Here is a 25,054-nt window from a genome sequence, read left to right as displayed (position 1 = left end):
CTAATTATTTTTCTTTGATTTATACCTTTTAGTACTATCTAATATTTTCTTTCTTATTCTAAAGTTAAGTGGTGTTACCTCTATTAATTCATCATCTTCAATAAATTCCAAAGCTTCCTCTAGTGACATATCTTTAGCTGGAGAAAGTCTTAAAGCCTCATCTGATCCTGAAGCTCTAATATTAGATTGTTGTTTCTTTCTACATACATTTACATCTATATCCAATCCTTTGGGATTAGCACCTACTATCATTCCAGTATATACTTGAATACCAGCTCCTATAAATAATATACCCCTTTCTTGAGCAGAATAAAGCCCATATGCAGTAGATTCTCCTGTTTCAAAGGAAATAATTGAACCTACCTTTCTTTTAGGAATCTCACCTTTATAAAGAGCATAACCATCAAACACAGAATTAAGTATACCATTACCCTTGGTATCTGTCATAAACTCTTGTCTATAGCCTATAAGTCCTCTAGCAGGTATAAGGAATTCTAGCCTTGCATATCCTCCATTGGACTCAGTCATACTAACTAATTCTCCTTTTCTTTGCCCTAATTTTTCTATAACTGCTCCTACAAATTCATTGGATAAATCAATAGTTACTTTTTCCATCGGCTCCATTTTCTTACCATTTTCTTCTTTAAAGAGTACTTCTGGCTTAGATACTTGGAACTCATATCCTTCTCTTCTCATATTTTCAATTAGAACTGATAAGTGTAACTCTCCTCTGCCTGATACCTTAAAAGCATCTGTAGATTCGGTTTCTTCTACCCTAAGACTTACATCTGTTTGTAATTCCTTAAATAATCTATTTCTTACTTGTCTTGAAGTTACAAATTTTCCCTCTCTCCCTGCAAATGGACTATTGTTTACAGAAAATGTCATTGCAATAGTCGGTTCAGATATTTTGACGAAGGGTAATGGTTCTGGAGAATTAACATCACATATTGTATCTCCTATATGAATATCCTCTACTCCTGTTATGGCTATAATACTGCCTACTGTGGCAGACTCTACCTCTACTCTATTTAGTCCTTCAAACTCGTATACTTTAGATATCTTTACTTTTTCCTGCTTTTCAGGATATTCTTTATTTACTATAACTACTTCCTGATTAGTAGATATTTTGCCTCTTTCTATTTTACCTATACCTATTCTACCAATATATTCATTATAATCTATAGTAGATATAAGGACTTGAAGAGGTCCTTCTGTATCTCCTTCTGGTGCGGGTATATTGTCAATTACTGTCTTAAACAATATATCCATATTTTCTACATCTTCGTTATAATCTAAAGTAGCAGTTCCCTTTTTAGCTGAAGCAAAAACAAAAGGACAATCTAGATTCTTTTCATTTGCACCTAATTCAATAAATAAATCCAATACCTCATCAATTACTTCATTTGGTCTTGCTTCTGGCCTATCAATTTTATTGATGCACACTATAACCGGTAAATCTAGTTCAAAGGCTTTTTTTAAAACAAATTTTGTCTGAGGCATTGGTCCCTCAAAAGCATCAACTACTAGTATTACACCATTTACCATTTTAAGCACACGCTCTACCTCTCCACCAAAATCAGCGTGGCCTGGAGTATCTATAATATTAATTTTAATATCTTTGTAATATATAGCAGTATTCTTTGCTAGTATTGTAATACCTCTTTCTCTTTCTATATCATTGGAGTCCATTACCCTGTCCTCGACCACTTGGTTAGCTCTAAAAACTCCTGATTGCTTTAATAGACTATCAACTAAAGTTGTCTTTCCATGATCGACGTGAGCTATTATTGCAATATTTCTTATATCCTCTCTCTTAATATTCATACAACAGATCCTTTCATATTTAAAATTCTTGCATATAGTTTTTAACAAAATTCATTTTACCATACTTCAAAGATAAATCAAAATATATTATTCAATTTTATTAAAAAACTGGTATGATCCTTATATTAGATCATACCAATTTTTTAAATAATCTATCTATGCATTAGGCGATTAAGATACCAAGATTTTTAATATAGTAGTATGGCTAAGGCTGATATAAATTCTATAAGACTTAGTACTATAGAAAATACTGCATAAAGTCTTTATTAAACTTCTTTATAATTTTCTCCCTATACTTTCTAATCTTCTTTGCTTTTTTATTTAATTTAATATAGCTTTCCTTTTAATAAGAAATGTATTTATATAAGTAAATGCTTCATCCAGTTAGTTTCCATAGGTTTAACTATTGCTAACAGACTTAGTATTACTCCTATGGAACCCTGTAACAATGTTATCTTATCTTCTTCAATTATTTTATATGCTCCGTTGTCGACCTCTTTTGTATCTATGTTCATGAATCCGAATATAGAGTCCTCTTTATAAAAGTTTAGTAATATATTCTTCAGCTTGTTGATACATTTTATGTAATTAATACTTCCTGTATCCATGTACATTGCCTCCATAACTACTAATAATCCTGCATATCCATGACATACAGTTGGGGAGTTTAGCCTCCATTGATTTATATTCATTTTAGCTAGTCCATCTATTGCTTTTAGCGATAATATTATACTATCTTCATCATCCACTGCCTTTCCACCTAAATACATTGCTCTTGCTATTCCTGGGGAACCATAACACCAACTAGCTCTATTTGCTCCCATATTAACTCTTCTATTTACATAATCATCAAACCCTACTCTCTCAGGCCAATATACAAATTCTTTTTCATTAATACAGGAAAATGTTTTTAAGTCATTTAATATGTTTTTTATAGCTTTCTTCTGTCCTTCTACTTCTATTTCTTCATTAAGTCCAGTAGATAGAATTGATAATGGACCAGCTATTCCATGAGATAGTCCTAAATTGAAACTTCCATTAGTATAACACTCTCTTTCTTTCTGTGAATAATGATTATCTGGAGATAAATAATATCTTAACACCTTTTGTCCAAACACTTCTTTTTCTTCTGTTAGCATTATTAGATATCTAAATATATCTTCTATACACTTTCTTATCTTATCTTCATCTTTATAAAGTAGCAGATATGAAGCTACTCCTGCCATTCCTGCCATAGTATCAAAACTTTCAGCTTTTAAATCATCTATATCGGCTATTAATTTAGGTAATTCATCTTCTATTAAGGAAATTATCAACTTATTGAAGCTATCAATAAATCTCTTAAAATAACCTGTTGATTTATAAATTGAATTAATCCCATAACCTAGATCCGAAAGACCTCCAAATAGAGGAACCCTTAATTGACCTCTACTTCGAATTATTTGCCTAATCATTGTCATATACTTATAAGATAAATCTTCAATATCAATATCCTCACTTATCAACTCTTTAACTTCTCCTATAAATATACATATTGATGAATATATACTCACGATAGATTCACTATTGCCTTTATCAACAAGTAGTTCATTGAGTCTGTATGGATCTTTAATTATACCCACCATTTTATTTAAGGATTTCAGCAATACTACATTTGTATCTACATCTATAACTTTTTTTACTCTTTCTAACTCTAGATTATATAGTAGCTTCATTTAGGCAAGTCCATCCTTTCTGTATGTCAAATATTGAAAACTTGATATATTATTATCTACATAATATATCAAGTTTTGCCTCTTCCTAATAAATCTAATTAGCTAATCATTTTAATTAACTAATAACTTTATCTTTGTATATTAATTGTAAATTTAAGATTAAATATAGGTATACACACATTGTGTATATTCTTGTGGGACAATCATAACATTTATAATCACAGGTGGCACAAGTACCATAAGTTCATTTAAGCTATCACTGAATGTTTTACAATAAAAAAATAAAATGAATTTCAAATCTTATATTAGAAAATCCTCCAAAAATAGATCTTGGAAGACTTTGAGTTTGATTTTCTATTAATGTTTTTATCTTTATCATATATTGATATGATAATTCTTATATATCTATTTCCTTAGATGAAATTACTGAATATTTTTATCTTAAGTCAACTTATTCAAATTTTCTGACCCTTTAGCTACGTCTATTAATTTTAATATCCATTTATTCTTTCAAAATATTGTAATGTTAATATCTATTTATAGTCTATGTTATCAAATGAATTCACGATAATTCCCCCTAGTAATCTCCTTTCATATAAATCATAGACTTTATATTAAAATATCCGAGCTCTCTAATTTTCAGTATATATTTCAAAATTAATATGATAAATATTCTATTACTTTTTTATTCTTTGAGATTAATTATAGTTTCCTATATTAGCCTTTCTTGGCTATAGGCAAGCCATTCGATTTCGCCATCACCTTTAGCTATATATTTCGTAGATTTCCCATAGTTTAGTATAAATGCTGAAATCATAGTAAATAACATTATAACTGCTACTAAATTTTTTTTCATATATCAATCTCTCCTTTACTTTATTAACTCTTATCTATATACTATAAAATAAATAATTCTTTTTCAAGCGACTTTAATGTCGCTTTTACCATGTTGGTTCTGGAGAATAAACACAAATCTGGATTGGGAGGTGCTTTTCTTGAATTATAATCTTGATTTGTTTGGAAAAAAAATGGAACAAATACGAAAAAATTTAAATCTGACTCAAAAAAAAATATGCGAATTAGCAGGTATAGATTCAGTAACTATTCGAAGAATAGAAAATGGAAAAGTAGTACCCAAATTGGATACATTAGAAATATTATCTCCTATTTATAAACAGGATTTAATTAATTTATTATTAAAATATAGATTTGATGACTATTTAACTTTCTATGAAATTAAAAATAGATTAGAGTTCAAACTAGATAGTGTAGAATTTAATACTTTACATAATGAATTTAAAGAACTAAATATTTTATTATTGTCCACTAAAAATAACTATTATAAAGTAATTATTAAACAATTGATCTTATTTACAGAAGCTATTCTTCTATATAAAAATAATAGTGACATGGATAATAAAGCTCTTAATATGCTAATAGAGTCTCTTAAAATGACTACTCCCCGCTTTGACTTAAATGATTATAATTCATTTGTATATTCTTCTATGGAAATAAGAATATTGATGAATATTGCATTTATATTAAATAGGTTAAATCTTAAAGAAAAATATCTGGAGATAATGGAGTTTTGTTTCCAATCTACTGATATTAATGATGAAATTTATCCTAAACTATGTCACAATTTGGCTGGTGTTTATAGAAGAAACAAAGATTTTGAAAAAGCCTTGAAATTTTCTAACATAGGTATTAGGGTTTGCCAAGAAATAAGAAATCTGAATGGACTGAATCTCTTATATTATGGAAAAGGAATTGCTGAATTCCATCTTAAAAAATCTGAATATATACAATCTCTCAATGTTTCAATAACTTTATGTGAAGCCCTCGGCCAGAACAAACTTAAAGACGAAATTATAGAGAATTGTAGAGAAATTTTTGGTATTGATTTATAGTCATTAATGAACCTTCTATTTTTACCCATCACTTTTACTATATCTAGTAAGGATGATGGGCATATATTAATAATAATCTTTTATTCACTAAACACAGATCATGAGGGAATTCTTTAGTTTCCTTAACTCTATCATTCTCTTTTCTCATGTAATAAAAAATTAAATATATCTTTATCATTAGATACTGATTTAATATTTAATTAATTTATTTCATTAAATTATATCTTCATATCAAGAAAATAATATGTACTAAACCTATACAATATACAAATTTAATATTTTGTCTGACCATATCTTAAGATTCTATATGTTCTAATATTTTATATTTATCCGATTTTTAAATGATTAATTTTATATAATTTTTGAAATAGAAAAATCAGGTCTTAAATTTAAGACCTGATTTTTCTATTTATTGATTAAACATATAATTATAAATCATATTTGCTGCATCTTCCCTATTTAATTCATATTTTGGATTTATATTTCCCTCTCCATCTCCTGATATTATCTTTAATCCATAACCAATATTTATATATCCCTTTAGACCTTTCGATATGTCTTTATCGTCTTTAAAGATATCTTTATAAATACCATCTATCTCAGCTACTTTATCCATTCTCATTGCTCTAATTATATATTTTATAGCTTCCTCTTTGGTAACAATTTTATTTGGATTCTTTTCTCCTTCTTTCATATAACCTGCAGAGATAAATGATTTATATATCTCATCCTCAGTTATATTATCTGTTCTATATTGGTTCATTGATTTCCAAAGTATATATACAAAATCTTTTTGCTTTATTTTATCCTTTGGTTTAAATTCTTCCCCTTTGAAACCAATTCCATATTCAGCTAATGTTATTATTTTATCCTTAGCATAGGAACTATCTATATCCTTATAGGATATCGGTTTCATCTCTTCATATGGCTTTCCTGAGTAATCTAATATTTCTCCTGTTGTTCCAGATATTATTGCAGGTTTATTTTGATTCAATGCATATACTAGTTTGATTTCAAAATTTTGACCTTCTGTTTTAGTATGATCATAAGTCTTAGTATACATTAACTCCAAGCCAATCTTATCCCATAAGATTTCATAGGCATCATCTATCGGAATAAGTTTGTCCTTTGGTGGAAGGTTACCTTTGAACCAATCTAAATTATAAGAATATACTTCTGCTCCAACTCCATCTACTCCTACATGAATTCTATCATTTTCAACATATATATCTCCATCTTTTCTAATGAAATTGAAATTATAGGTTAGTTGATTTTCTTCTGTATATTGGTCTTCCATTAGCTCTATTTGATCTACTTTAATTGGCTGCATTTTCTTTATGAATTCTTTTGCAATATCCAAAGCTTTATCTTTACTTATCTTTGGCTTTGAATTCTCTCCATAGTTTATTCCTTTATTAAAATTTATAATTTCTCCTGTTTTGGCATCTAATCCTATATCCATATACAAGAGATTATCCTTTGATATTTCTTTATTAAAATATAAATACCAGTTAAAATCCCCTGGATTTTTATAATTATTATAAAGATTTTTTCCATTTAACTTATAACTAGAGTCTATATTTAATATTTCTCTGGCTTTTTTTTCTGCTGATTTTTCGTCCAATAATCCTGATAATTTATCAACAGATGCTTGTTCTTCTGGAGTAAGTCCTGCTCCCGAATCCATGGCCTTCGCATTTTCTTCAGCTCCATAATAAGGTCCATAATAACTTAAATTTATTTTTTTACCTGTGAAAGCATCAATCCCCTTACTTGGTCCAAATATTGAATATGCTAAATAGTAATCTTTTTCTTCTCCATTTATATGCATAGGTCTATAATAGTAATTATTAGTCTTATATATTGGTTTTATGCCTATTTCTCTTCTATATGCTTCCTTTCCCTTATCTAGGGTTATTACTTTTTCTGGTGAAGGGAACACTGCTTTTCTATCCCAACTAACATAATAGTGCCTAATCTCTCCAGTATATTTATTCACATTTACGGTAACTGAATTCTCTGGGAATTGTATGTCATTTACATAACGTTTAAAATTAAAATAGTATTGAGTATCCATAGAACTCGTTGGATAATTTTCTGGAATCAATTTAATTTCTTTTGCAATATCTGGGTCTACCTTAGCTATAAACTCTATAGCAAATTTTTGTGCTTCGTCTTTCGTGTAATTAGGTAATTTTGAACTTGGCTCCTCGTATACTGGCGGGTAGCTATCATAAAATATAATGTTACCATCACTATCAATATTAACGCTAATCGTATCTAGTTTTTCTCCAGAATCTACCCAATTTAAATAAAAATTAGTAACTCCATCATATGAGCTTACGTCAGATGTGAATTTATCATACTTGTCTGAAATATTAAATAGTTTCTTGCATTTGAGTATTGCTTCTTCTAGTTTTTTGTCATAATTATTTTCTCCATAAACTCTGCTAGGTATCAGTCCACTAATAATCACCATAGCAGTTAATAAAAGAATTGATACTTTCTTCACAATCGCACCCCCTAATTTATATGTTTTACCGCAGTTACTTTATTCTTCTGTATATAAAATTCATCTGAAAGACCATTAACAATGACCAATCCTCTACCACAGCATTTTAAATCACTAGGATCATAGGATTTTAAATCATAATCTATACCTCTTCCCTCGTCTTCCACTTGAATTATTATCTTATTTTTATCTACTTCTAATGATAGTTTGACGCATTTTGTATTAACACAATCATTTCCATGCAGGACGCCATTAATAACAAGTTCATTGAGTATCAACCTTATGTCAAACATTATATCACTGTTTTCTATTATATGATTAAGTTTCTTTAAAATATCATCCACAAAGTTTTTTATCATATCTAAGTCAGAGCATACTGTTCCGCTATACTTAAAATCCACTGTCATCACTTCCATCTAATTATATTATTATGTTCTTTTAATATATTTCTATTTTACCCATATTTTTGTCAGTCTAACCTATTTGTACAGTTGCTTAAAATAATTATTTTCTTACATAAATTTTTAAGTTTATTATTATCTTTTCTGGGTATCATCTATATGATTACACAATAGAAAGGAGAATGTAAATGGAAAGATGGGTATGTGATCCATGCGGTTATGTATATGATCCAGCTGAAGGAGATCCAGATAACGGAATAGCTCCAGGAACAGCTTTTGAAGATCTACCAGCAGATTGGGTTTGTCCAGTTTGTGGTGCTGATAAGGATCAATTTTCAAAAGAATAGTAAGAAGGACACAATATAGCGGTCCTCTACATAAAGACCAGTAGTGAAAAACTACTGGTCTTTGTCTTTTCAATTAAACAGTGAGCCTTATCTACTGCTGTAATATTCCTTGAAACACTTCCCAAACTTTATCTTTATTTATCTTCTTTTCAGATGAATAAGGTATAATGAGGTTTATATCTTTTATTTCTAGTTTCTTCTTTATTATATTTACATGCTTTTTCCAATTTCCCTTTGATATCTTATCTGCCTTAGTTGCTATAACTATTCCTGTATAACCGAAGGATTTTATCCATTGATACATCATAAGATCTTGGTCTGTTGGCTCATGTCGTATATCTACAATTAATATTACCTCTTTTAAGTTCTTTCTATCTGTAAGATATCTTTCTATTATTTCTCCCCATTTTTCCTTCTCAGTTTTAGAAGCTATAGCATACCCATAGCCTGGAAGGTCTACGAATCTAAAGCTATCGTTGATAATATAGAAATTAATTGTCCTTGTTTTACCAGGCTTACCAGAAGTTCTAGCTAAATTTGCCCTGTCAATCATTGAGTTTATGAAAGATGATTTTCCAACATTAGATCTACCTGCAAATGCTATTTCTGGAAGCTCATCCTGTGGATATTGTTTAGGCCCTACTGCAATAGCATGTAAGTCAGATTTAATTATTTTCATCTATATCATTCCTCTTTATCAATGCATGTTCTAATACTTCATCCATGGATTTTACTAGAACAAAAGTCATTTTCTTTCTTATTTTATCTGGAATCTCTTCTAAATCTTTTTCATTTTCAATGGGTAGCAATACTTTCTTTATCCCCATTCTATTTGCTGCCAGCACCTTTTCTTTGATTCCTCCTACTGGTAAAGCTCTACCCCTTAAAGTTATTTCTCCCGTCATAGCTACTTCTCTACTAATTGGAGTATTAGATAGTGCTGAAATAACTGCTGTAGCAATAGTAATACCTGCTGATGGTCCATCTTTAGGTATTGCTCCTTCTGGTACGTGAATATGAATATCCATATCTTTATAGAAATCAGCTTCAATTCCCAATAGGTTGGAGTTGGCTCTGATATAACTAATTCCTGCCATAGCTGATTCCTTCATAACTTCTCCTAACTTTCCAGTTAATTGAATTTTCCCAGTTCCCTTCATGGTATTGACTTCTACAGAAAGAGTTTCTCCACCAACTGCTGTCCAAGCCAAACCATTAGCTACACCAATTTGGTTTTCTTCTCCTAAAGTGTCAAATCTATACTTTTCAACTCCCAAATAGTTTGATAAATTTCCATTATTTATTCTTACAGTTTTTAGATTTTTTTCAACTATTTTTTTAGCTGCTTTTCTACAAACATTAGCTATGTTTCTTTCTAAATTTCGTACTCCTGCTTCTCTAGTATAATTATTGATTATACCTCTTATAGCAGATTCTGATACCATTAGATTATCTTCTTTTAGACCATGTTCTTTTAACTGTTTTGGAAGTAAATGATTCATAGCTATTTGTACTTTTTCTTCTTCTGTGTAACCAGATATTCTTATTACTTCCATTCTGTCTAAAAGTGGTGCTGGTATAGTAGCTGTAGTATTTGCCGTAGTTACAAATAACACTTTAGATAGGTCAAATGGTACATCTAAATAGTGATCTGTAAATGTAACATTTTGCTCTGGATCTAGTACCTCAAGCAAAGCACTAGAAGGATCTCCTCTATAATCACTACCTAATTTATCTATTTCATCAAATAAGAACACTGGGTTTTTAGTCCCTGCCTTTTTCATGGAATTAATTATACTTCCTGGCATAGAACCTATATAGGTTCTTCTGTGTCCTCTTATTTCGGCTTCATCCCTTACGCCTCCTAACGACATTCTAACAAACTTTCTATTAAGAGATTTAGCTATAGATCTTGCAATAGAAGTCTTACCTACTCCTGGAGGTCCTACTAAACAAATTATAGGGCCTTTCATACTATTAGTTAACTTCCTTATAGCTATAAACTCCAATATCCTTTCCTTTACATCTACAAGTCCATAGTGTTCATCATTTAATATATCTCTTGATTTCTTAATATCTATCTTGTCTTTTGTCTCTTTATCCCAAGGTAAATCTATTATCCAATCTAAATAGGTTCTAATTACTCCTGTTTCTGGTGAATGAGATGATAGTTTTGTAAGTCTCTCAACTTCCTTCATTGCCTTTTCTTTTACTTCCTTAGGCATTTTTATCTTTTCTATCTTCTCCTCATATTCTTCTACTTCTGCCATAGTATCATCGTCTTGACCTAATTCTTTTTGAATCGCTTTAATTTGTTCTTTAAGATAATATTCTTTTTGAACCTTATTTATTTGTTTCTTTACCCTCTGATTTATTTTATCTTCGATTTTTAATACCTCTATTTCCTCTTGTAATATTATATGAAGAAATTCTAATCTTTCATAAAAATCAAAAGTTTCTAATATTTTTTGATCATCTTCTATCTTTAAATATATATAAGATGCTATAACATCTGCCAATCTACCTGGATCTTCAATATCTGAAATAGTAACTAAAACATCAGAAGAAACTCTATCATTAAAAGAAAGATATTCTTCAAAGTCATTTATTACAAGCCTCATAGCTGCTTCTAAATCTATATCTTTTTTTATATCCTCTTCATCATAGGATAATTCCTCCACATCAGCTACGAAGTATGGTTCTTCTTGGACTATATTAGTAACTCTACCTCTATTCATACCTTCGACTAATACTCTAATACTACCACCAGGTAATTTTAGCATCTGCTTAACCTTAGCCACAGTACCTACATGGTAAAAATCCTCTACAGTTGGTTCATTAACCTTTTGATCTTTCTGAGTACATAATAATATAGAAGCATCATCTAACATTGCCTTTTCTAAGGCACTAATAGATTTTTCTCTCCCAACATCAAAATGAACAACCATATGAGGAAATACTGATATTCCTCTCAAAGGTATTAGTGGTAGGGTTCTATTCTGTACTTCATAATGTTTCATCCTTGTTTATCCCTCCCTATGTACGTCAATAGTAATTAAATCTCTAAATACAAGGAAAAGCCCACAAATGTGAGCCTTTAAGATGCAGATTCCTTGTTACTAGTTTTCTTAGACCTACTTTTCTTTTTTCTATCTGAGAGTACCAAAGTAGGCTCTACCTTGTTTTCTATTGTTTCTTTTGTTATAACACATTTCTCTATATCATCTCTTGAAGGGAGTTCATACATAATATCTAGCAAGGTTTCTTCTATTATACTTCTAAGTCCTCTTGCGCCTGTTTTTCTTTCGATTGCCTTTTTAGCTATGGAAAGAAGAGCCCCATCTTCAAACTCAAGATCTACCCCATCCATTGAAAACAACTCTTTATATTGTTTTATAAGAGCATTTTTTGGTTCTGTAAGGATTTTAACTAATGATTCCTCATCTAGTTCTTCTAGAGTAACCATAACAGGTAGCCTTCCAACAAACTCTGGAATCAATCCAAATTTCAGAAGATCTTCAGGCTGTAAGTATTTTAAAAGTTCTCCAATTTTTACATCCTTTTGAGATGATACTTCTGCTCCAAATCCCATAGATTTTTTACCTACACGATTTTGAATTATCTTATCTAATCCATCAAAAGCTCCTCCAACTATAAATAATATATTAGTTGTATCCACTTGAATAAACTCTTGATGTGGATGTTTTCTTCCTCCTTGAGGCGGAACATTTGCAACAGTTCCCTCAAGAATCTTTAATAATGCTTGCTGCACACCTTCACCGCTTACATCTCTTGTAATAGACGGGTTTTCAGTTTTTCTAGCCACTTTGTCTATCTCATCTATATATATTATCCCTTTTTCAGCTCTTTCAATGTCATAATCTGCTGCTTGAATAAGTTTTAATATTATATTTTCAACATCTTCACCCACATATCCAGCTTCTGTTAAAGAAGTGGCATCTGCTATAGCAAAGGGTACATTCAGTATCTTTGCTAAGGTTTGAGCAAGCAGAGTTTTCCCTGAACCCGTAGGCCCCAACATAACAATATTACTCTTTTGAAGTTCAATATCATTATTTTTTGTTGGTTTTTTATTTATTCGCTTGTAATGATTATAAACTGCTACAGCTAAAGCTCTTTTGGCCCTTTCTTGTTTTATAACATAATCATCTAGAGTCTCTTTTATAACAATAGGCTTAGGTAAGTCTTGTATCTCATAATCGAAGTTATCGATAAATTCTTCTTCAATTATCTCCTGACATAGCTCTATACATTCATTACATATATAAACATTGGGTCCAGCAATAAGTCTCCTAACTTGTTCCTGTGGCTTTCCACAAAAAGAGCAACGAAGCTGTTTTTCATCATATTTAGCCACGATGACACCTCACTTAATTTATTTTCTTGATATTACAGCATCTATTATACCATATTCCTTAGCTTCTTCAGCTGTCATATAATAATCTCTGTCTGTATCTCTAGATACCTTTTCTAGCGGCTGACCAGTTCTTTCAGCTAATATTTTATTGATTCTTTCTCTTATCTCAATTATCTTTTCTGCTTGAATTCTAATGTCCTCTGCCTGACCTTTAGCTCCACCTAAAGGTTGATGTATCATAATATCAGCATTAGGTAATGCAAATCTCTTTCCCTTTGTACCAGCAGCAAGCAAGAAAGCACCCATACTAGCTGCCATACCCATACAGATAGTTGATACATCTGGTTTAATATATTGCATAGTATCAAATATAGCAAACCCTGCACTTACTGAGCCACCTGGACTATTTATATAAAGTTGAATATCTTTATCTGGATCTTCTGATTCAAGGAATAACAATTGAGCTACTACTAAATTTGCAGTAACATCATTAACTTCATCACCTAAAAATACTATTCTTTCTTTTAATAATCTAGAGTAAATATCATAGGATCTTTCTCCTCTGTTTGTTTGTTCTACAACCATAGGAACTAAAGCCATTTTACATCCCTCCAATAATTATTTGAATTTAGCATTTGCCTTTAATAACTCAATAACCTTTTGATTTGTAATAGCTGTCTCTAAGAAGGATAAATCTCCTCTTCTCATATCTTTAATAAACTGTTCTTTATTTTCTTGTTTGTAAGAATCTGCCATTTTTTCTAATTCTTTATCTATATCTTCTTCTGTTACTTCTATATTCTCAGCCTTGCCAATAGCTTCAAGAATTATGTCTCCTCTAACTCTCTTCTCTGCCATAGGTCTTAGCTGCTCTTTTAAGCTTTCTTCTGTTGAATTAGTTATTTGTAGGTATTGCTCTAAGTTAATACCTTGCATTCTCATTCTATAATCAAATTCTCCTAATTCATTTTCTAATTGAGAATCTATCATAACTTCTGGTATATCCACTTCACAGATTTCTATTACTTTCTCTATCAAGTTATTTTCATTTTCTACTTCTTCTTTGTTTTTAAATTCTTCTTCTAGTTTTTCTCTAATACTATTTTTATATTCTTCTATAGTATCAAATTCAGATACATCTTTTGCAAATTCGTCATCCAATTCTGGTAATTCTTTCTCCTTTATTTCATGAATTGTTACCTTAAAAGTAGCTTCTTTACCTTTTAAATCTTCAGCATGATATTCTTCTGGGAAAGTCACAACTACATCTACTTCTTCACTTTTATTTTTACCCACTAATTGTTCTTCAAAACCTGGAATAAATCTCCCTGAACCTATTTCTAAAGTTTGACCTTCAGCAGTTCCACCATCAAATTGAGCTCCATCAACATATCCTGCATAATCGATAGTTAAAATATCTCCAACTTTAACCACTCTATCTCCTGCATCAATTATTCTTCCGTTCATTTCTTGAACTGATTTTAGTTCGTCTTCTACATGCTCGTCTGTTACATTATACTCTACTTTTTCAATTTCTATACTTTTGTAATCTCCAAGAACTACTTCTGGTTTTACTGCTACTTCTATTTTAACAATTATCGGTTTACTTTTTTCAATTTCTTCAATGTGTACTTCTGGTTGATCTACTGGCTCTAATCCCAATTCTTCAACTGCATCATTGTAGGCATTTGGTAAAATTATATTAATAGCTTCTTCATAGAAAATTTCTGCTCCATAGTTCATTTCAATAATTTTTCTTGGAACTTTTCCTTTTCTAAATCCTGGAATATTAAATTTTCCTCTATTTTGTAAATATGCTTTTTGTAATGCTTCTTCGAAATTTCTCTCTGATATTTCAAAAGTAAAAGTAGCTTTATTGTTTTCTTTTTTTTCTAGAATCGCCTTCATTTGCAATTTCCTCCCCTATCTATTTATCCATTTTTAGCTAATCTATTATATCATAAAATTATAACATAACAAATAATAATATCCAATATTATATATAACAAAACATAGTAAAAAAACCAATGGTACAAATCCACTGGTTTAAACATGGTGCGGGAAAGAGGACTTGAACCCCCACGTCAATGACACTAGATCCTAAGTCTAGCGCGTCTGCCAGTTCCGCCACTCCCGCATGAATAAAGTAATTTTTACTTACTTTATTATTATAACATGCCATTTGTACTTGTCAATATATTTTTTTATCTTAAAAAAGATTTTCTATTGTCTTTAAAAAACTAAAATAATTCCTCCATCGTTTGCATATGCAGTACTAAGTCCTGCTGTTTTAACTAGAATAATATCTTTAAAATTATATTTATCCTGAATCTCATTTTTTAACTCTTGCGCTCTCTCAAAAGCATTAACATGAGAAATAGCTAGAATCTTCTCTTCAAATTTTTCCCCAGTTTCTCCAATTATTTCAATTAATCTTTTAAATGCCTTTTTAGTTCCCCTTACATTTTCAACAAGCTTTATTTCTCCGTTATCAGTAGATCCCATTATAGGTTTTAAATTTAATACATTAGCTATTAATCCCTTTGTCCTAGAAATTCTTCCATTCTTTATTAAGTTATCTAGACTTTCCAAAATAAAAAATGTTTTCATTCCATTAATATAACTTTCTACCTTTTCAACTATTTCAAAATTATTTAGTTGCTTTTCTATTAATTCTTGTATCTTCATGGCTACTAAGGTTTCTCCAATACTAGCTGACCTTGAATCAAAAACATGAACAAATTTTTCAGGCTCTTCTTCCTGTATCATATCTTTTGCTAATACTGCAGAATTATATGTGCCACTTAATTGTCCTGATATTGTAACCGCAAATATATTATCGGCCTTTCTATACTCAGATACAAAATCTCCTGGTGAAGGGCATGAAGTTCTAACTGGATTTGGACTATTCTTCATTGCATCTATTAGTTCCATCGTATTCATTTCTTCATCATCTATAAATTTCTTATCATCTACATCTATTTTAAATGGAACTAGTTTAATGTTGAGCTGCTCTTTTAATGCTTCGTTTAAATCACAGCTACTGTCTGCTACGATTTTGTAATTCATCTCATCACCTCATAAAGTATTTTATTAAGAGTTAATTCCTATTCTATCTTCAATAAATTTAGCTAAATCAGATGCAATTTTTAATAATCCAATATCTTCTTTCGCTTCAATCATCACCCTAACTAAAGGTTCTGTACCTGAAGGCCTTATAACAACCCTACCTTGCCCATGAAAAATCTCTTCAACTTTTTTTATCTCTTTCATTATTTCTTCATTTTCATTATACTTATACTTTAATTCATTCTTAACTTTGGCATTAACAAGAACCTGCGGGAAATTTGTCATTAAATTATTAAGTTCGGACATAGCTCTTTTAGATTCTTTCATTACTTCAAGCAAATGAAGCCCTGTAGCCAAACCATCACCTGTAGTATTATAATCTAAGAAAATTATATGACCTGATTGCTCTCCTCCTAGTACATAGCCTGAACGAACCATTTCTTCTAATATATATCTATCTCCAACTGCAGTTTTCACAATGTTTATATCATTTTCTTTTAGAAACATATCTAGACCCATATTGGTCATAATTGTACCTACTACAGTGTTATTCTTTAGTTTCCCTTTTTTGTAGAGATAAGAACCACAAATAGACAATATATGATCTCCATCAAGTATATTTCCTAACTCATCTACAGCTATTATTCGGTCTCCATCTCCGTCAAAAGATATGCCAATATCTGCCTTCTCTTTTAATACCAATTCCTGAATCATCTTTGGATTAGTTGAACCACAGTCGTCATTTATATTCATTCCTGTTGGATCTGTATTTATAACTATTACTTCTCCTCCAAGTTTTCTAATGATTTCTGGAGCGATTTTATATAATGCACCATGACCACAATCCATTGCTATCTTAACTCCATTTAAATCTATATTTACTGTGGAAATTAGGTAATCTATATAATCCTTGCTACCATTTTCTTCGGCGATTACTTTACCTATCTTATCTCCTACAGGTCTAATCTCTAATTCTTTTTTGTTTAATATAATATCTTCTATTTCGTCCTCTACTCCATCTGGCAATTTAAATCCTTGATAGTCAAAGAATTTAATTCCATTATACTCTCCAGGGTTATGTGATGCAGATATAACTATACCTGCTAGTGCTTCATATTTTCGAGTTAAATATGCTACAGCTGGAGTAGGTATGATGCCTACAGATATTACATCTAGCCCCATAGAACAAATTCCTGCTGTTATAGCAGCTTCTAGCATATCTCCTGAAGCCCTTGTATCTTTACCTACTACTATTTTACCTTTGCTTCCCTTAGATAATATATAAGCCCCTGCCCTACCTACATTAAATGCCATCTCCGGGGTTAAATCCTTGTTTGCAATTCCTCTAATGCCATCTGTACCAAATAATTTTCCCATTTTAATTAACACTCCCAACTTTAAATTCAGTGAATAGCTAATAGTTAATAACTAATAGTCAAAAGCCTTAAGACCTAAAAATCTGACATAAAACTATTCACTTTTCACCATTAATTAAGTTTAAATTTTTCTTTTATGATTTCTATCAATTTTTTCTTATCATTTAACTCAGGTTTTTCTAATACTTTTTCTAACAAATAATCTAAAATTTCACCTATTATTTTTCCTTGTTTATACCCTAATTCTATCACATCATAGCCATTAATTGCTAATTGATTTTTTTCGTACACTTCTTTATTTTCTATAATATCCTTTATTTTTCCTTCTCTTTCTAATAAATCTTTTATATCAGCCTCTTCATTTGAACAAGACCTATCAGCCTTCTGTAATTCTAATAAAGTAAATATCTCATCTTCTCCAAAAATAGATAATAATTTTTTTAGTCCTTTTTCCTTTAGATTAGCATGCTGAGTCATATGCTTATATATTAGTAGTCTAACTTTTTCAACCAATTCATTGGGAGCCTTCCATCTTTGTAATATTTCTTTAGCCATTTTAGCTCCTAATTTGTCATGGCCATAAAAATGACCAACGCCTTTTTCATCTATAGTTAAGGTATATGGTTTCCCTATATCATGAAATAAAGCTGCAAGCCTTAGATGTAAATTAGGTGATGTTTTATCTAATACACATAATATATGCTCAAATACATCCTTATCATGATGTGGATTATGCTGATCAAATCCTATTGCTTTTATCATTTCCGGTAATATTATATCAAGTACTCCTATATCCTTCATTAATCTAATTCCATAGGAAGGTGTTTTTGATAATAGTATCTTGAAAAATTCTTCCCTAATTCTTTCTATGCTAATGGTAGCTATATGTTCACTATATAGTTTGCATGATTCAAAGGTAGAATCATCAATGGAGAATTCTAGTTGTGCTGCAAACCTTATGGCTCTCATAATTCTTAAATAATCTTCTCTCATTCTCTCATGAGGATTCCCTACAGCTCTTATTGTCTTTTTCTCTAAATCTTCTTTTCCATTAAAATAATCTATGACCCCTATCTTCTTATTATATGCCATAGCATTGATAGTGAAATCCCTACGAGATAAATCATCGAGAATATTTTTTGAAAAATATACCTTTTCTGGTCTTCTTCCATCTATGTATTCTCCATCAGCTCTAAAGGTAGTTACTTCTACAATTCCTTCATCCTGTACTACAACTACTGTACCAAATTTTTTCCCCACTTCCAATGTTGTAAAGTCTTTAAATATTTCTTCTATTTCCTCTGGCAAAGCATCTGTAGTCACATCAAAATCAGATGGATCTCTTCCTATTAATATATCTCTAACAGATCCTCCTACTATATATGCATCAAAACCTTTTTCTTCAAGTCTATCTATGATTATTTCCACATATATTGGAATATTAAATACCATAATATCACTCCAGTATATTATCTTCTTTTAGTATAGCATAGTATTTGTGATAGACAAGTTTTTTTATACAGCAAAAGGCTTTGGAATGATTTCCAAAGCCTTTCGTTTAAGATATATAAATAAAATAATTTTATTCAATAATATATCTCTTAATATTGACTTAATATTGGTTCTTCAATTTTAGGTAATAAAAATCAACCAATTTATTTATTCTATTAACAGTAATATTTACTATAAATTCATTTTCTAGATTATTGTTTTCTTATTTTCTAATATGGTTACACTATCCTTTTCTGCTTGGCAGGAAGTTAAGATATAATAAATAAGATTTCTAATTAAGGATGAATTTTTCTAGGATAAAATATCAAGATAAAAGGACTTTGAAAATAGATTCAAAGTCCTTTATATATTAAGAGATATCTCAATAATAATTGTTCTTAATTCATATTACATTTTATTAATATGGACAATTTGCACGTAAATGAGAATATGATTCTTTATATTCTCTATAGGATGCTCCGCAATTATCACAAACGAAAAAATCATAAACATCTACATAACAAGTAGGACTTGTTCTCGAATGAACTTCAAGTTTATAGCGTCTCCAACTTGTTCTGTCACAACAAGTGATGCCACTAGGCTTTACCTCTTGATAGCTAGGTTCTTCACCATTTTTTTGATTTGATTCTTCAAAAATCATTTTCCCCACTATTTCTGATATAAGGTCTTCCTCGAAATCAGGAACATCAATAATAAATTCAATAACTGTTTCACCTTCTTCAGAAAAAACTACTATACCCCATCCATTTTCTTCATGTACATCATTTGTATACTCATCTTCATAGTTACTCATTATAAAGATATCCTCACTATTCGCTATACTCTCAGCAAATATCGGCAAGCTAGAAAATGACAATAATATAGTAGATATAAGCATTATACAAAATACTCTCATTGGCTTCATTAAATAACCTCCTTATATTTAAAACCCAAGACTCATCTAAACAGCTTGATTCCGATGGCGTTCTCTTAACTTTTCATCAGAATCACCTCCATATATAGATGTTAGTGCGTATCATAACTCATAATGCTTGTAAACACTGTATTCAAAGCTTCAACTTTTTCTTTGTTAAAATCAAATATATAACCCACCATGTTTGGTTTGTCATAGGTCCTCACACTTAAAAACATAAAATTAAAAAACTAATTTAAATTTCTTTACCACTAATCCCTTTTCAAAATATCAGTTTATAAACCTGCCAATATAACTGATAAATAGCTGTCTATTATTATCAAATATTCTTATTGATATCACTTCTTATTTAAACATATAAAAATTTACTTCTCAATACATAATGTCTATTATAATTTATTTAGTCTGTAATTCTTATTTTCCCTAGAATCAACATCAAACTTAATGTAAAAATTGATATAGATATAACCAATGCTATCTCTTTAAAATCCAATGCATTTGTTAATATAACAATTAGTACTTGTAAAGTTAAAACAACCCTTGTCCTTATTCTAAACACTCTCTTTTCCACTTGATTCAAAGGTTTATTACTATCTTCTATGGGTGCTAGTCCAAAAATTATAATTCCTCCCATTCCAGTTAAACCTAGAATATTCAAATCTGTCATTAGAATAAACTTGATTGCTAAAAGTACTCCTGAAGCTAAAGCTATAGAAATCAAATAGCACCTCCCTTCAGTTTTAGCATGGTATCCTCCTCCATATGTTCGTAAAGGAACATATGCTAGCATGAATAGAATACTTTGCCAAACCATCCTAAATATGACCCCTATTATAATTGCTGTTATAATATTTACTATAATTAAAAATCCCTGATATAACCCATAATAGTAAATCTCCCTATCTTCATCTCTTATTACCTCGTTTACAACAAAATGATTTGTTAGTCTTTCTAATATGCTATTCATTACTAATTCTTACGTAACTTTTCTGCACTTTTTGGTAACTCAGGTTGATATGCAAGGTATATACATGTTGAATTTACATTCATAGATGTTACCATCAATGCCAAACTTGCAATAATTCCACTAAATTTTAATATAACTTTTTTCAAATAGATCGTCCCCCCTGTTATTTTCTATTTCTGTTAAATTTATATTATCATATTAAATATGTCACATTTTAGAAGTTGTTGAAATTTATATGTATTTTTGTAGAAACTTAAAGTTTTTAATCAATATACATCAATATATCAACATTAAACTTATTTTCAGTATGATATATTTTCATAGTCCCGTTATATTTCTTTAGGATATTTTCTATATTAACTAACCCTATGCCATGATTTCCTTTATCCTCTTTAGTTGTTCTTATTTTCTCGCCTTCATAAATAATGGAACCATTGAAGGTATTGCTAATATAAATAAACAATATACTATTTTTATATTTAATTTTAATATCAATTTTTTTATCATTTTTAACTTTAGAACTAGCCTCTATAGCATTATCTAATAAATTTCCTAAAATTACTACTGTGTCGAGGGAAGATATATTAAGCTTGTAAGGAACCTTCAATTCTAGTGATATTAAAATTCCTTTTGATTGTGCTTCTTGTAATTTATAGTTTAGAATGCTATCTATATTTATATTTCCAGAGCTGGAAAGTTCTTTCTTTTCACAAGTAATATCATTGATCTCAGAGATGTAATTAATAGCCTTTTCTTTTTCCTCTTTTTCTATATATCCTCTTAGAGCTGTTAAATGATTCTGCATATCATGGCGTACAAACTTGATATTATTATAAGAATTATCTATAATCTCAAGCTGCCTTTGGTAATATTTGTTTTGTTCTTCTAATGCTAATTTTTCAATTGTATCTTTAAATACTTTGCTTAAAGTATCATATAAATAAAAAACAATTATATTTATTAAAAACAGTATAATAATACAACTTGTAACGATATAAATATTTAGATTAAAATTCTGTAAAAGAGTTAAGATAATATACAAGCTTCCCAATGGTATTAAGAATATAGATATCCAGTAAATACTCGGAATATCTGTGCCTTTTTTTATGTTTTTATAGCCTCCCATTATCAGCGCAACCATATATGAAACTACTTTAATAGTAATCATTCCGATTATTGATGAATATAGTGGATTTCTATTAAGACCATGAGTATAGACAAATCCCGATAACAAGACAATTGTACTTTCTATGGATATCAAAATCATATAAATAAATAAAACAGAAATAATTCTACTCTTTAATGATGCTTTGTAATTAAAGGATAATGCAAAATAAAGCAATATATTCGATATCAAATTTAATATAGGAATATTTAAAGCTAAATATATTACACTAATTAATACAAAATAAATTATATAAGAAAAAAACTCCACCTTTTTATTTGTTTTACTGGTATCAAAAAATACCTCCATAAATTTATAAATAGTATATGTTCCAAAAATACTAGTTATTAAGTAAACATAATCATGGATATTTAACCCCATATTCTATCCCTCTCTAGTTCTAGTTGTAATTCTCTTATCCGCTTTCTATTTGCTTGGCTAATAGGCAGTATCACCTTGCTAGACATAGTAACTTGATGATATTCAAGTTTAATAACATGATTGTAATTAACTAAATAGGATTTATGAATCTGAATAAATTTGAATCGCCTTAAGCTTTCATACACATCTTTCAATTTTCCATAAAATACTTCTGTACCATTTATTTCATGAATTATGATTTCTCTATTTCTACTTTCAAAATACAAAATATTTTTTATTAATACATTATAAGTTGTATGTCCAATTTTATATTGAAAAATATTTTCATTTTTTTGAATAATTCTCAATGCAATCTTGAATATTTCCTTTATCTTCTCATAGTTGAAAGGTTTAATAATAAAATCTAATGGTCTTATCTTAAAGAGCTCCATTGCATAAGATTCTTTACCTGAGATATAAATGATCTGGGTAGTTTCATTTAACATCCTATCCCTTATTACTTGTCCTACTTCTACACCGTTCATTATTTTTAGTTCAATATCAAGAAAAATAATATCAAAATAATTATTTACAGCTAAGTATTGACATAATTCCTCCCCAGAGTAAAAAATATCTATTTGTATATCCTCTAGAAATTCTCTTCCAAGTTTCTCTAAAATTTCTTCTAATTGATTACATATTGATTTTTCATCATCACATATGGCTATTCTTAACATTGAATATCACCTTCCCCAAGGTTAAATATTAGGTTATTAGCAATTTCCAATTTGTGCAATATATTTTTGACTTTATTTTACTATAATCTTATATAATTGTCTAATCGAAACAAGGAGATAGATTTTCTATCTCCCTAATTCTATTTTAAACCATTTTAACATTTATTTAACTTCAATTTTATTGTATTAATTTTAGACAATGTTTACGGCTACATTTGAACTTAAAATTAAAATAATATAGATTGCATAAAAAATAGTATAGCTATATGTAATGGATAAAAGATATAAAATAAATATTTAAACCCTTTTCCTTTCTCTCCATTATACATAAAAATAAATATCAGTGAAAAAATCATCATCCACTGGGGATTGCCATAAAACAAATCTGCATTTGCAACAGAAGGATGAGCCTGAAATAAAAGGTTAAAGATAGAATTAAATATTGCAGCATATTTACCACGTAGACCTAATAAACTAGAAACTCTTGACAATAAGTTAGTATTAAACAAAGCAACAAAAATACATGTAATTAATATAAATGATATTAGAAGCTTTTCATTTGAATCTTTGAAAACAAACATTGCTACACCTAAAAGAATAAATAATATTCCACCATCAAGATTAAATATATTAAATAATACGGTAACAATCATATATAGACTTTTTTCAGTTAGATTTGAATTAAATACTAAAAAAGTAATAAGTAATGAAGTTATTATCTGCCAAAATATAAAAAGAAATAAATATAATTTTGAATTCTTCTCTCTACATTTAAGCTTTTCAACAATGAAAAGAATTATAGAAGTTAAGAAGAGCGTTCTTATAAAATTAAAATTTATATCCAAAAGATAATTTTCTATACCCATTATTAAGCTAAAAACGTATAACCTTATAATATATTTCTTCTTATCTTTTGTGTTAATAAATCCCAAAACACAACAGTATATAAAAATTGGTGCAGAAAGTCTTCCAATCCAATGAAAGAAGTAAGGAATATTAGGAATAAAGATCCAAATGTGATCAAATAACATAAATAACATTGCAAAAATTTTCAACATAGTACTTGTCATTTTAAATGTTGTATTTCTTCTTTTTAATATTGTATTTGTCATTTTATAATATCCTTTCAAAATATAGTTAATATAGTAAAACCTCTCTTATTTATAGAATCATTTATTTAATGTTATATAAAGAAACCTTATATAAAAGTTAGTTAAAATTAGACTTAATATATAAGGTTTCCTGTATTTCATAAAGACTTAATATCTCTTTATTTATTGTTTATTTTATACTTCCATTAGCATGTACTGGGACATAAAAAGCTATATATATTTTATCACTAGTTTTTAAATTAGAAACAGAAAAGTTCTTTGTGGTTTGCCCCTGTATACTTTGTGTTTTTAAAGATTCATCAAATCCAAATTTCTTTTTAAAAACTTCAATATTTAAATAATCTAAATAGCCTTTCTTATTATAAACACTAATATCATAAGATGTTTTCCCCGTTATTAGATATTCTGTGTATAAAGTTTCATATGCTGCTTGACCTGCAAATTCATAAATACCTTCAGTAGCTATATTCCACGTTGATGTAGGAACTTTAGTACCACTAATTGTAATTTCACTTTCATATGGTTTTATTGTAGAAAGGCCAACATTTGTTTTGTTCTCAGTAGCGAATACAACTGTATTTGCTACTAAAAGACATAAAATTAACAAACTAATAAAAAAACTTTTTTTCATAATCCCAATCCCCTTTCAAAATATCAATTTATAAATCTAGAAACATAACTAATAAATAACTGTCATTTATCATCCAATACTCTCATTAGTATCACCCCCTATTTTAGATATATAGAAATTTG

Annotated in this window: 22 protein-coding genes and 1 tRNA gene; 2 read left to right on the top strand and 21 right to left on the bottom strand. The window is 29.2% G+C overall.

The window, feature by feature from the left end:
• From typA to KQI38_RS05790, 3 genes are all read right to left on the bottom strand, one after another.
• Positions 1-1,827 (bottom strand): translational GTPase TypA, encoded by a 1,827-nt coding sequence (gene typA / locus KQI38_RS05800; RefSeq protein ID WP_216556836.1) that lies wholly within the window; start codon positions 1,825-1,827, stop codon positions 1-3.
• Between the two features lie 359 nt (positions 1,828-2,186).
• Positions 2,187-3,542, bottom strand: a complete 1,356-nt coding sequence (locus tag KQI38_RS05795) for a lanthionine synthetase C family protein (protein WP_216556835.1) — start codon at positions 3,540-3,542, stop codon at positions 2,187-2,189.
• A gap of 712 nt (positions 3,543-4,254) precedes the next feature.
• A complete protein-coding gene (locus KQI38_RS05790; RefSeq protein WP_216556833.1) occupies positions 4,255-4,398 on the bottom strand; it encodes a hypothetical protein in 144 nt (47 codons plus the stop codon).
• A gap of 139 nt (positions 4,399-4,537) precedes the next feature.
• Here KQI38_RS05790 and KQI38_RS05785 point away from each other — a divergent pair, with 139 nt between their 5' ends.
• A complete protein-coding gene (locus KQI38_RS05785; RefSeq protein ID WP_216556831.1) occupies positions 4,538-5,452 on the top strand; it encodes a helix-turn-helix domain-containing protein in 915 nt (304 codons plus the stop codon).
• 409 nt (positions 5,453-5,861) lie between these two features.
• Here the strand turns inward: KQI38_RS05785 and KQI38_RS22585 are convergent, their stop codons facing one another.
• Positions 5,862-7,964, bottom strand: a complete 2,103-nt coding sequence (locus KQI38_RS22585) for an S-layer homology domain-containing protein (protein WP_216556829.1) — start codon at positions 7,962-7,964, stop codon at positions 5,862-5,864.
• 11 nt (positions 7,965-7,975) lie between these two features.
• Positions 7,976-8,380: an ATP-binding protein gene (locus KQI38_RS05775; protein ID WP_216556827.1), complete on the bottom strand. Its 405-nt coding sequence runs from the start codon at positions 8,378-8,380 to the stop codon at positions 7,976-7,978.
• A 173-nt stretch (positions 8,381-8,553) separates the two neighbouring features.
• Here KQI38_RS05775 and rd point away from each other — a divergent pair, with 173 nt between their 5' ends.
• Positions 8,554-8,712, top strand: a complete 159-nt coding sequence (gene rd, locus KQI38_RS05770) for a rubredoxin (RefSeq protein ID WP_094902827.1) — start codon at positions 8,554-8,556, stop codon at positions 8,710-8,712.
• A gap of 91 nt (positions 8,713-8,803) precedes the next feature.
• Here the strand turns inward: rd and yihA are convergent, their stop codons facing one another.
• The 16 genes from yihA to KQI38_RS05690 all read right to left on the bottom strand — a co-directional run bounded on the left by yihA (position 8,804) and on the right by KQI38_RS05690 (position 24,932).
• Complete coding sequence (gene yihA, locus KQI38_RS05765) at positions 8,804-9,391, bottom strand: ribosome biogenesis GTP-binding protein YihA/YsxC (RefSeq protein ID WP_216556825.1); 588 nt, start codon at positions 9,389-9,391, stop codon at positions 8,804-8,806.
• Positions 9,378-11,732 (bottom strand): endopeptidase La, encoded by a 2,355-nt coding sequence (gene lon, locus KQI38_RS05760; RefSeq protein ID WP_216556823.1) that lies wholly within the window; start codon positions 11,730-11,732, stop codon positions 9,378-9,380. Before lon ends, yihA begins: the two co-directional genes overlap by 14 nt.
• A gap of 77 nt (positions 11,733-11,809) precedes the next feature.
• On the bottom strand, positions 11,810-13,090 hold the full coding sequence (gene clpX / locus KQI38_RS05755) for an ATP-dependent Clp protease ATP-binding subunit ClpX (protein WP_216556821.1): 1,281 nt from the start codon (positions 13,088-13,090) through the stop codon (positions 11,810-11,812).
• A gap of 18 nt (positions 13,091-13,108) precedes the next feature.
• Positions 13,109-13,690: an ATP-dependent Clp endopeptidase proteolytic subunit ClpP gene (clpP, locus tag KQI38_RS05750; RefSeq protein WP_094902819.1), complete on the bottom strand. Its 582-nt coding sequence runs from the start codon at positions 13,688-13,690 to the stop codon at positions 13,109-13,111.
• A gap of 18 nt (positions 13,691-13,708) precedes the next feature.
• Positions 13,709-14,998, bottom strand: a complete 1,290-nt coding sequence (gene tig, locus KQI38_RS05745; protein ID WP_216556819.1) for a trigger factor — start codon at positions 14,996-14,998, stop codon at positions 13,709-13,711.
• A 145-nt stretch (positions 14,999-15,143) separates the two neighbouring features.
• Positions 15,144-15,227: transfer RNA gene (locus KQI38_RS05740), tRNA-Leu, on the bottom strand.
• A gap of 95 nt (positions 15,228-15,322) precedes the next feature.
• A complete protein-coding gene (locus KQI38_RS05735) occupies positions 15,323-16,159 on the bottom strand; it encodes a DegV family protein (RefSeq protein ID WP_216556817.1) in 837 nt (278 codons plus the stop codon).
• A gap of 24 nt (positions 16,160-16,183) precedes the next feature.
• Positions 16,184-17,536 carry a phosphoglucosamine mutase gene (gene glmM / locus KQI38_RS05730; RefSeq protein ID WP_216556815.1) on the bottom strand — a complete coding sequence of 451 codons (1,353 nt, stop codon included), beginning with the start codon at positions 17,534-17,536 and terminating at the stop codon, positions 16,184-16,186.
• 110 nt (positions 17,537-17,646) lie between these two features.
• Positions 17,647-18,987, bottom strand: coding sequence for a CCA tRNA nucleotidyltransferase (locus KQI38_RS05725; protein ID WP_216556813.1), 1,341 nt, complete (start codon positions 18,985-18,987; stop codon positions 17,647-17,649).
• A gap of 457 nt (positions 18,988-19,444) precedes the next feature.
• Complete coding sequence (locus KQI38_RS05720) at positions 19,445-19,951, bottom strand: hypothetical protein (protein WP_216556810.1); 507 nt, start codon at positions 19,949-19,951, stop codon at positions 19,445-19,447.
• A 409-nt stretch (positions 19,952-20,360) separates the two neighbouring features.
• Complete coding sequence (locus KQI38_RS05715) at positions 20,361-20,927, bottom strand: accessory gene regulator ArgB-like protein (RefSeq protein ID WP_216556808.1); 567 nt, start codon at positions 20,925-20,927, stop codon at positions 20,361-20,363.
• A 2-nt stretch (positions 20,928-20,929) separates the two neighbouring features.
• Complete coding sequence (locus KQI38_RS05710; protein WP_216556806.1) at positions 20,930-21,073, bottom strand: cyclic lactone autoinducer peptide; 144 nt, start codon at positions 21,071-21,073, stop codon at positions 20,930-20,932.
• Between the two features lie 116 nt (positions 21,074-21,189).
• Positions 21,190-22,473 carry a sensor histidine kinase gene (locus tag KQI38_RS05705; protein ID WP_216556804.1) on the bottom strand — a complete coding sequence of 428 codons (1,284 nt, stop codon included), beginning with the start codon at positions 22,471-22,473 and terminating at the stop codon, positions 21,190-21,192.
• Entirely contained in the window at positions 22,464-23,189 is a 726-nt protein-coding gene (locus KQI38_RS05700; protein ID WP_216556802.1) for a LytR/AlgR family response regulator transcription factor, read from the bottom strand. The genes KQI38_RS05705 and KQI38_RS05700 overlap by 10 nt, the downstream gene beginning before the upstream one ends.
• Positions 23,190-23,416: 227 nt before the next feature.
• Positions 23,417-24,301, bottom strand: coding sequence for a TraX family protein (locus KQI38_RS05695; RefSeq protein ID WP_216556800.1), 885 nt, complete (start codon positions 24,299-24,301; stop codon positions 23,417-23,419).
• Between the two features lie 169 nt (positions 24,302-24,470).
• A complete protein-coding gene (locus KQI38_RS05690; protein WP_216556798.1) occupies positions 24,471-24,932 on the bottom strand; it encodes a hypothetical protein in 462 nt (153 codons plus the stop codon).
• Between the last annotated feature and the right edge of the window lie 122 nt (positions 24,933-25,054).

It is taken from the genome of Tissierella carlieri (genome assembly GCF_018917285.1).
Classification (GTDB): domain Bacteria; phylum Bacillota; class Clostridia; order Tissierellales; family Tissierellaceae; genus Tissierella; species Tissierella carlieri.
Note: the sequence above shows the minus strand (reverse complement) of the source record. Positions and strands in the feature narration are given on the sequence as shown.

Excerpts from the sequence above, each read along its gene's own strand:
- KQI38_RS05720 (WP_216556810.1), bottom strand. The coding sequence starts at position 19,951 with ATGAAGCCAATGAGAGTATTTTGTATAATGCTTATATCTACTATATTA.
- KQI38_RS05795 (WP_216556835.1), bottom strand. The coding sequence starts at position 3,542 with ATGAAGCTACTATATAATCTAGAGTTAGAAAGAGTAAAAAAAGTTATA.
- KQI38_RS05715 (WP_216556808.1), bottom strand. The coding sequence starts at position 20,927 with ATGAATAGCATATTAGAAAGACTAACAAATCATTTTGTTGTAAACGAG.
- KQI38_RS05695 (WP_216556800.1), bottom strand. The coding sequence starts at position 24,301 with ATGACAAATACAATATTAAAAAGAAGAAATACAACATTTAAAATGACA.
- KQI38_RS05790 (WP_216556833.1), bottom strand. The coding sequence starts at position 4,398 with ATGAAAAAAAATTTAGTAGCAGTTATAATGTTATTTACTATGATTTCA.
- KQI38_RS05705 (WP_216556804.1), bottom strand. The coding sequence starts at position 22,473 with ATGGGGTTAAATATCCATGATTATGTTTACTTAATAACTAGTATTTTT.
- KQI38_RS05725 (WP_216556813.1), bottom strand. The coding sequence starts at position 18,987 with ATGGTATTTAATATTCCAATATATGTGGAAATAATCATAGATAGACTT.
- yihA (WP_216556825.1), bottom strand. The coding sequence starts at position 9,391 with ATGAAAATAATTAAATCTGACTTACATGCTATTGCAGTAGGGCCTAAA.
- KQI38_RS05775 (WP_216556827.1), bottom strand. The coding sequence starts at position 8,380 with ATGGAAGTGATGACAGTGGATTTTAAGTATAGCGGAACAGTATGCTCT.
- typA (WP_216556836.1), bottom strand. The coding sequence starts at position 1,827 with ATGAATATTAAGAGAGAGGATATAAGAAATATTGCAATAATAGCTCAC.
- rd (WP_094902827.1), top strand. The coding sequence starts at position 8,554 with ATGGAAAGATGGGTATGTGATCCATGCGGTTATGTATATGATCCAGCT.
- KQI38_RS05700 (WP_216556802.1), bottom strand. The coding sequence starts at position 23,189 with ATGTTAAGAATAGCCATATGTGATGATGAAAAATCAATATGTAATCAA.
- glmM (WP_216556815.1), bottom strand. The coding sequence starts at position 17,536 with ATGGGAAAATTATTTGGTACAGATGGCATTAGAGGAATTGCAAACAAG.
- KQI38_RS05735 (WP_216556817.1), bottom strand. The coding sequence starts at position 16,159 with ATGAATTACAAAATCGTAGCAGACAGTAGCTGTGATTTAAACGAAGCA.
- KQI38_RS05690 (WP_216556798.1), bottom strand. The coding sequence starts at position 24,932 with ATGAAAAAAAGTTTTTTTATTAGTTTGTTAATTTTATGTCTTTTAGTA.
- tig (WP_216556819.1), bottom strand. The coding sequence starts at position 14,998 with ATGAAGGCGATTCTAGAAAAAAAAGAAAACAATAAAGCTACTTTTACT.
- clpP (WP_094902819.1), bottom strand. The coding sequence starts at position 13,690 with ATGGCTTTAGTTCCTATGGTTGTAGAACAAACAAACAGAGGAGAAAGA.
- lon (WP_216556823.1), bottom strand. The coding sequence starts at position 11,732 with ATGAAACATTATGAAGTACAGAATAGAACCCTACCACTAATACCTTTG.